The sequence below is a fragment of the Kutzneria sp. 744 genome (genome assembly GCF_000568255.1).
GTDB lineage: Bacteria > Actinomycetota > Actinomycetes > Mycobacteriales > Pseudonocardiaceae > Kutzneria.
Map to the genome: position 1 here is coordinate 9,407,996 of NZ_KK037166.1, position 5,337 is coordinate 9,413,332.

The following is a 5,337-nucleotide window of genomic DNA, read 5'->3' on the forward strand; positions in this document are numbered from 1 at the left end:
CCAGCTCCTCGTGCGCCCGGCGCCACCGCTGAAGCCGCTCCAGCGCGTTCGCGGTGCCGCTGACCTGCTGCGACGGGCGGGGTAACCGCTCGTGCAGGGTCAGGCCCCCGGCCCACCAGAACGTCGCTGACTTCGTCACGTTGAGAAAGGTGTCACGTCCGGCACCCCCCTACATGGGTACGCGGCCCCCATATTCGCGTCCCCCTACTACCCACCCCCCGATCCAGGCCTGCTCACCCCCGGCTCCACCGCCACATGTGGACCGCATTCCGCGCTCAGTGCCACATGTGGCGCACATGTGGCATTAGGGGTCACTCGTTCGGGCGTAGCGGGGAGCGGTGGGGGGAGGGGGCGCGCGAGGATGGGCCGAACGGGGTAGTGCGGTGAAGGAGTGCGGATGTCGGCAATGCGGGTCGGGGTCGTCGCGCTGGCGGTGGTCACGGTCGCGGCGACCGGCGCCCCGGCGGCGCTGGCCGTCGGCGGGTGCAGCAGGAGCGCGTGTGTGAACGTGGTGGGCGAGGGTCTGCACGTGAGCCACGTCGACGCGTCCACGACCAAGGACGTCTACGGGCATCTCCACATCTGGGGCCCAAGCCTGGACCGCAACAGCGAGACGGCGCACTGGCCGCAGGGCCGGGTGTTCCGGGTCGACCTCGGCCGGGATGTGCCCAACGGCGCCTGGATCTGCGTGGAGGTCTGGCAGCAGGCCTACCAGGAGTACCTGTCGCAGGGGAAGGCGTGCGAGCAGATCGCGTTCTGACGGCGCCGGTGGCGGCCGGCGCCATCATGACTCAGGCGTTCTGGGCGCCGTTGTAGACGTCCAGTGCGGCGTTGCGGTAGAAGGCGAAGTAGGAGTCGCCCCAACTGCCGAAGAAACTGGCGGTCTGCATGGCCGACCCGTCGCCCTGGTAGTTGACGATGAACGCGCCGCCGCTGGCCCCGCCGGACAGGCCGTTGCAGTTGGGGATCTGGACGCCGCCCTGCGGCCCGTCGTAGGGCTGACCCTCGCACCAGACGGCGTAGTCCTTGTCGGCCGGGATGCCCAGCCCGTGGGCGTAGTTGTTGCTGGGCTGGTTGAAGCCGATGCCGGAGCTGCCGACGGCGTCCTGCACGTGCCGGTTGCCGTTGCCGCCGGTGGCCAGCACGATGAAGGCGTTGTCGCCGCCGGGGCTGGTGTCGTCGATCCGCCAGCCCATGGACCGCCAGTTCCACCAGCCCTGGGGCGCGCTGCCGCGGCTGTAGGAGGGCGCGAAGCGGAAGTTGTTGTACGTCTGGCCGGTGCTGATGTCCATCACGCAGTGCCGGGCGGTGGCGATCACGTCACGGTTGTTGCTGGTGACGACGTTCGCCGAGCAGAGGTAGTCGCCCTTGCCGGGCACCGAGAACACGAGGCGGCCTATGGTCGTCCACACGCTGCTCATGGGTTGGAAGCCGGCGGGTTCGGTGGCGTGGACGAAGGTCGGCCGGCCCACCTGTTCCGGCGCATTGGTCGGCAGGGCCTGCGGCGCCGGCATCGGCTTGGCCTGCGCGAGGCGTTGCGGCGTCCAGTACGCGTCGAGGGTGTTGGCGGACACGGTGTTCGTCGCGGTGGCGACGGCCGCGTGCGCGGGAGCCACGGTGACCAGCAGGGACAGTGCGGCGGTGAGCAGGACTGCGGCGGTTCTGTGCACGATGTCTACCCCGTTCGTGAGCGGCGGCGGAATCGTGGCGGCCGGCTCATGGTGCCAGAGCAATCGGCGTAATCGTTGCGGCGCAGTCGATTCCTGTCTGGTAACGGACACGGCCGGCCCGCGATAAGCCTCGCGTGGTGTTCCGACGTGCATCTGAGTTAGGCGACCGGCTGCTCGAACTGTCCAGGTTCAAGTACCCGGCTGACACCACGGCCCTGGAGCATGGGGCGCGGCTGGCCGGCTACCTGGACGACGACGAGTCGCTGTTGGAGGTTGTGCACGCCCGGCAGTCGTTCGGCGCGACAGTCGCATGTGGACTCGTGTTGACGCCCAAGCGCTTCATCTTCATGCCGGAGACCCGCCATCTGGCCGAGGTACGTCGGCTGTTGCCCGGCAGCGGCGGCGCATTCGGGCTACCGCTGACCGATGTCACGGCCGTGCGCACCGAGGGTTCGGCGGAGGAGACGGACTGGCTGGAGGACCTGTTCACGCACCAGTCATCGCATGCCGCCCTGGTGATCCGCGCCCGCGGCCTCGACGAGCTCCACTTCGGCTCGGTCGTCCCGGTCGACGGTCCGGCCAAGGTCGTGGCCCGGCTGCGGCAGATGGGCGTGCGGGGCTGACGGACGGCGTCTGTCAGAAGGGAAGTCGCGCCGGCCTCGGATCGGGCCGGTCAGCAGGATCCCGGCCGACAGCGCCAGCAGCACGACCATCGCCCACACCGTGGCCCGGGTGCCGATGGCCGATCCCAGCGCGCCGGCCAGCAGCCCGCCCAGCGCCATCATGCTGGTGGAGATCACTGCCGAGCTGGCCGACACCCGGGCCAGCAGGTGTGGCGGGCAGTAGCCCTGCCGCCAGCCCGAGAAGATCACGTTCGACGCGACCACGCCCGCGACCAGCACGAACGAGCTGATCACGAAGAACAGCAGGCCGAAACCGGGGCCGGTGAGGGGAAGCAGCAGGCCGAACGTGACCGCGACCAGTTGGCACAGCAGCACGGCGCGGGCGTTGCCGACGCGGGCGGCGATCCGCGCGGCCAGCATCGAGCCGACCAGGCCGCCGACGCTGCCCACCATGAACAGGCCGCCGATCATTGCCGGGTTCGCGCCGACGTCGCGCAGCAGGAACAGCGACTCGATCGCCTGGTACCCCATCAACGCCAGATTGGACACCGCGCCGTACACAGTGAACGTGAGCAGGATCCGGTCGCCGGCCACGAATCGAAGGCCGTCGGCGATCTGGGTGCGCAGCGGCGTCCGCTCGGTGGTCTCCGGCCGCGGTTCCCGGGTGCGGATGGACAGCAGGCACACCGCCGACACCACGAAGGACACGGCGTCGAGCAGTAGACCCGTGACCTGGCCGAGGAACTGTCCGATCAGGCCGCCCGCGCCGGGGCCGAGGATCTGCGCCGCCGACTGTCCGGCCTGCATTCGCGCATTCGCCGGCACCAGGTCGGCCTTGTCGACCAGTGCCGGCAGATAGGTCCGGTAGGCCACCGTGAAGAACACCGTCGCCACGCCGGTCAGCAGTGCGACCACCAGAAGCTGAGCAACTGTCAGCAAATTCAGGCATTGGGCAGCCGGAATGCTCAGGTACAGCACCGCCTGCGCGATGTCGCACGTCAGCATCACGGCCCGTCGTGGCCACCGGTCCACCCAGGCACCGGCCGGCAGGCCGATCACCAGCCACGGCAGCCAGGCGGCCGAGGCCAGCAGGCCAACCGTGAACGTGTCGGCGTGCAGCGTGAGCGCCGCGATCAGCGGAAACGCCACCGAGGTGACACTGCTGCCGAAGGCGCTGGTGGTCTCGCCCAGCCACAGTCGCCGGAAGTCGCGGTTCACGGCTTGGCCGGGACGCCGTAGCCGAACACGAAAACCGGCTCGCGCTGCTGGCCGTCGTCCGGGATGTCGCGGCGGGCCCAGCGCACCATCAGGGCGATCAGCTCCTCGGAGAACTCGGCCAGCTCGGAGGGGGACAGGCGCAGCCAGGAGTCGGAGGAGAACGCCGCGCTCTGCCACTGCGGCGAGTAGTCCTCGCGGCCGGCCATCCAGGCCCGCATCACGGCGATGTGGCGTTCGAGGTTGAGCGACTCCGCGGCCTCGGCGATGACCGTGGCGGCGGCGTCGTCCGCGAAATCGCTGACGGCGAACCGGACCTGCCCCGAGCGCTTGCGCCACCACCGCTCGCGGCGGTCGTTGGCCAGCTCGGGGGCCTCCTCCACCAGCTCGGCGGCGGCCAGCACCTTCATGTGGTGGCTGATGTTGCCGACGGCCTGCTCGGTGCGTTCGGCCAGCGTGGAGACGGTGGCGGGGCCGTCGACGGCGAGCACGTCCATCAGGCGGCGGCGCAGCGGATGGGCCATCGCGGCCAGCACCTGGGAGTCGGTCATGCGGTCCAGGATGCATCAACAAGAGCTGTTGTACAAGAGCTCTTGTGGAACACTCCGGCCATTCGCCGGCGCACGAATCGACGTCGGCCTGATTCGGTTCACCTGCCGTTCGCCTACGCCGTTTACCTTGCGGTCCTCCGATGCGGCAGGAGGCGCGGATGGATCTCTCGCTCCTGGTCGTCGTGGTCATCGTGACCGCGCTGGCCTTCGACTTCACCAATGGCTTCCACGACACGGCCAACGCCATGGCCACCTCGATCGCCACCGGGGCGCTCAGCCCGAGAACGGCGGTCGCCGTCTCGGCCGTCTTCAATCTCGTCGGCGCGTTCCTGTCGGTGCAGGTGGCCAAGACCATCTCCAGCGGCATCGTGGACGAGGCCAGGATCAACAGCGCCATCATCTTCGGCGGGCTGGTCGGGGCCATCGTCTGGAACCTGCTGACCTGGCTGCTCGGGCTGCCCTCCAGCTCGTCGCACGCCCTGTTCGGCGGCCTGATCGGCGCCACCTGGATCGCCGCCGGCTCCGACGCGGTGCACTTCACCACCGTGATCGAGAAGGTGATCGTGCCGGCCGTCGCCTCGCCGATCATCGCCGGCGTGGTCGCCACGGCCGCCACGTTCCTGGCCTACAAGGTCACCAACAAGGCCGACAAGACGGAGCGGGCCAAGGGCTTCAAGGCCGGCCAGATCATCTCGGCCTCGCTGATCTCGCTCGCACACGGCACCAACGACGCGCAGAAGACCATGGGCGTCATCACGCTGACCCTGATCGCCGCCGGCACGCTGCCGTCCGGCTCGAACCCGCCGCTGCTGGTCATCCTGGGCTCCGGCCTGGCCATCTCGCTGGGCACCTTCCTCGGCGGCTGGCGGATCATCCGCACGCTGGGCAAGGGCCTGACCGAGATCGAGACGACGCAGGGCTTCGCCGCCGAGGCCAGCGCCACGGCGACGATCCTGGCGTCCTCGCAGGTCGGCTTCGCGCTGTCCACCACGCACGTGGCCACCGGCGCGATCATCGGCTCCGGCATCGGCAAGCGGCTGTCCGAGGTCCGCTGGGGCGTCGCCGGCCGGATGGCCGTGGCCTGGCTGTTCACGCTGCCGGCCGCGGCTGTCGTCGGCGCGATCGCCGGCCGCACCGCGTCGCTGGGCAACGTCGGCACGGCCGTCGTTGCCCTGGCCGCGGTGGCCGTCGCGGTCGGCGCCTACGTGCTGTCCCGCCGGCAGCCGGTGTCGGCCGGCAACGTCAACGACATGCCCTCGTCCACCCCCCCGCGCCCGC

The 5,337-nt window shown here is 70.0% G+C and carries 5 protein-coding genes; 2 read left to right on the forward strand and 3 right to left on the reverse strand.

Annotated features, from left to right (window positions below):
* Positions 1 to 397: 397 nt before the first annotated feature.
* Positions 398 to 760, forward strand: coding sequence for a hypothetical protein (locus tag KUTG_RS43015; protein WP_157495192.1), 363 nt, complete (start codon positions 398 to 400; stop codon positions 758 to 760).
* A 31-nt stretch (positions 761 to 791) separates the two neighbouring features.
* Here KUTG_RS43015 and KUTG_RS43020 read toward each other — a convergent pair whose 3' ends face one another.
* From KUTG_RS43020 to KUTG_RS64605, 3 genes are all read right to left on the reverse strand, one after another.
* Complete coding sequence (locus KUTG_RS43020) at positions 792 to 1,670, reverse strand: hypothetical protein (protein WP_084581561.1); 879 nt, start codon at positions 1,668 to 1,670, stop codon at positions 792 to 794.
* Between the two features lie 497 nt (positions 1,671 to 2,167).
* On the reverse strand, positions 2,168 to 3,511 hold the full coding sequence (locus KUTG_RS43030) for an MFS transporter (RefSeq protein ID WP_063753634.1): 1,344 nt from the start codon (positions 3,509 to 3,511) through the stop codon (positions 2,168 to 2,170).
* Entirely contained in the window at positions 3,508 to 4,059 is a 552-nt protein-coding gene (locus tag KUTG_RS64605; protein WP_043725384.1) for an ArsR/SmtB family transcription factor, read from the reverse strand. The genes KUTG_RS43030 and KUTG_RS64605 overlap by 4 nt, the downstream gene beginning before the upstream one ends.
* 158 nt (positions 4,060 to 4,217) lie before the next feature.
* On the opposite strand from KUTG_RS64605, the gene KUTG_RS43040 reads away from it, so the two are divergent.
* Positions 4,218 to 5,337: inorganic phosphate transporter (locus KUTG_RS43040; RefSeq protein ID WP_063753779.1), on the forward strand; the 1,120-nt coding region annotated here is incomplete at its 3' end.

Excerpts from the sequence above, each read along its gene's own strand:
- KUTG_RS43015 (WP_157495192.1), top strand. The coding sequence starts at position 398 with ATGTCGGCAATGCGGGTCGGGGTCGTCGCGCTGGCGGTGGTCACGGTC.
- KUTG_RS64605 (WP_043725384.1), bottom strand. The coding sequence starts at position 4,059 with ATGACCGACTCCCAGGTGCTGGCCGCGATGGCCCATCCGCTGCGCCGC.